The sequence below is a fragment of the Paenibacillus sp. P4_E11 genome (genome assembly GCF_056401635.1).
This window is the reverse complement of sequence record NZ_JBFUIX010000396.1, coordinates 1-1893: the sequence shown is the minus strand read 5'-3', so window position 1 is coordinate 1893 and position 1893 is coordinate 1. Positions and strand designations below refer to the sequence as shown.

General features: G+C 47.9%; 3 protein-coding genes. 2 read left to right on the top strand and 1 reads right to left on the bottom strand.

The window, feature by feature from the left end:
• Positions 1–129: 129 nt before the first annotated feature.
• On the bottom strand, positions 130–360 hold the full coding sequence (locus AC1DWB_RS34430) for a DUF2626 domain-containing protein (RefSeq protein ID WP_477545572.1): 231 nt from the start codon (positions 358–360) through the stop codon (positions 130–132).
• A 253-nt stretch (positions 361–613) separates the two neighbouring features.
• Here AC1DWB_RS34430 and AC1DWB_RS34425 point away from each other — a divergent pair, with 253 nt between their 5' ends.
• Positions 614–1264 (top strand): RsfA family transcriptional regulator, encoded by a 651-nt coding sequence (locus AC1DWB_RS34425; protein WP_477545571.1) that lies wholly within the window; start codon positions 614–616, stop codon positions 1262–1264.
• Between the two features lie 108 nt (positions 1265–1372).
• On the top strand, positions 1373–1893 hold a 521-nt coding region (locus AC1DWB_RS34420), incomplete at its 3' end, for a ketopantoate reductase family protein (RefSeq protein ID WP_477545570.1).

The following is a 1893-nucleotide window of genomic DNA, read 5'->3' as shown; positions in this document are numbered from 1 at the left end:
CTGCTGCTGAGTGATCAGATGAGCGAACTGTTCAAGGTGTTGATTCAACGCAAAATAAAAGGTGAAACGCAATAGCTGACGAATCAGCCGCGTTTCACCTTTTTTTCATCCATGTGAGTTAGATCCAAGCTATACGGACATTTGGAAGAACGACCAGTACGTGAATCCGGTGAAGGAAAGGATCAGGTACCCCCAAAAAATCAATATGTAGGCGCGTTCGGACAAGTTCATATAACCTAAAATGACGAATGCAGCGGTCTGGAAAAAGAACAGCAAAGCCATTTCTTTCATATCTCCCGCTAACGCCATCAGACCGATCGCAAGCGTCCAAAAACCTAACACTCTGAACATGCGTGCCACGATGAAATCCCCCTCTCTGTTGAAACGGTCAAATTTTTCTACTGTCATTATACCGTTCCGATTTGAACGTGTAAACTGTGAAGCGTGACGAATTATCAAACTTTTTGTTTAGTATCTCCAAATTCCACGTCAACATGTATGAGCGTTTGAAAAAATGGTAATACCAAATAGTATCAAATAGATTCTATGAACTCTACTATGGGCATAGAGATAAAACAGTGGCAACTTTAAAGTTTGTTGGGAGGTTGTAGGCATGACAGCAATAAGACAGGATGCCTGGAGTGAAGAAGACGATCTAATATTAGCCGAGGTGACGCTGCGCCATATACGGGAAGGCAGCACCCAGTTGGCGGCTTTCGAAGAAGTAGGAGACAAGATTGGAAGAACGTCCGCAGCCTGTGGTTTTCGTTGGAACAGCTGTGTACGTAAAAAGTATGACGCTGCTATATCGATTGCTAAGGCGCAACGTCAGAAACGGAGCCAGTATAAGAAGCATGTGGGCGGAGTGAATGTTGCCGCTATCGCTACGTTGGAGACGGTTGATTCCATAAGCGCTTATAAGAACGACACTTTGAGTGAAGAATCGATCTCCATTGACGCTGTTATTCGTTTTCTAAGGCAGTGGAAAGGAACCTATCAAGACATGACCCGGCAAATCAAAACTCTCGAGAAAGACCTAAGGGAGAAGGAAGACGAGCTAAGTGGGTTGCGTCGCGAAAAGGATAAGCTGAACCGGGAAATGAGTGAGGTCCAGACCGATTACCGGGTCGTTAATGACGATTATAAGGCGCTGATTCAGATTATGGACCGCGCTAGGAAGCTTGCCTTTCTAGTAGAAGAAGAAGACGAGCAGAAACCTCGGTTCAAGATGGATGCGAACGGCAATTTGGAACGAATTGATTGAAATGATAAAAAGATCCCCGGCTGGTTTCTACCGTGCCGAGTGGATCTTTTTTTTGTGAGGACAGTTTGATATGATGGTCGAAACATGCTGACGGGAGGAATCGGTGGAATGCAAGTATGGTGTTGGGGTGCGGGCTCGATCGGGTTGCTGTTCGCAGCTAAGCTGGCCATCTCGGGCAATCGTGTCACGCTTGTGACCCGCTCAGCGGAACAGGCCGAAGAGGTAGACCGGCTAGGTGTGCAGCTATTGGAGGATGGGGTTGTCATACAGGTTAAACTGCATGCCGCCATTTCATTCCACAAGCTGCAGTTGCTTCAGGAGCAGGGAATTGTGGAGCGACCCGACTGGATCTTCCTTACGGTCAAGCAGCAGCATCTGACAGAGGAGTTAATCGAGCGAATAGGAGAATGGTGCCGGGATGGAGCGAGGCTGCTCTGCTTCCAGAATGGTATTGGACATATGGAACGGCTGCTTGCCCATGTGCCGGCTGAGCAATTGGATGCCGCCGTTACGACTGAAGGGGGAAGGAAGCAATCGCTAACCGAGGTCAGTCATACGGGTCGAGGCATAACCCGAATTGGCAGTTCGACAGAGGCGATAGGCGTCAAGCAGACGAATCTTGTCATACC

Bases quoted from the DNA above. Each gene is read 5' to 3' on its own strand.
- AC1DWB_RS34425 (WP_477545571.1), top strand. From the start codon at position 614: ATGACAGCAATAAGACAGGATGCCTGGAGTGAAGAAGACGATCTAATA.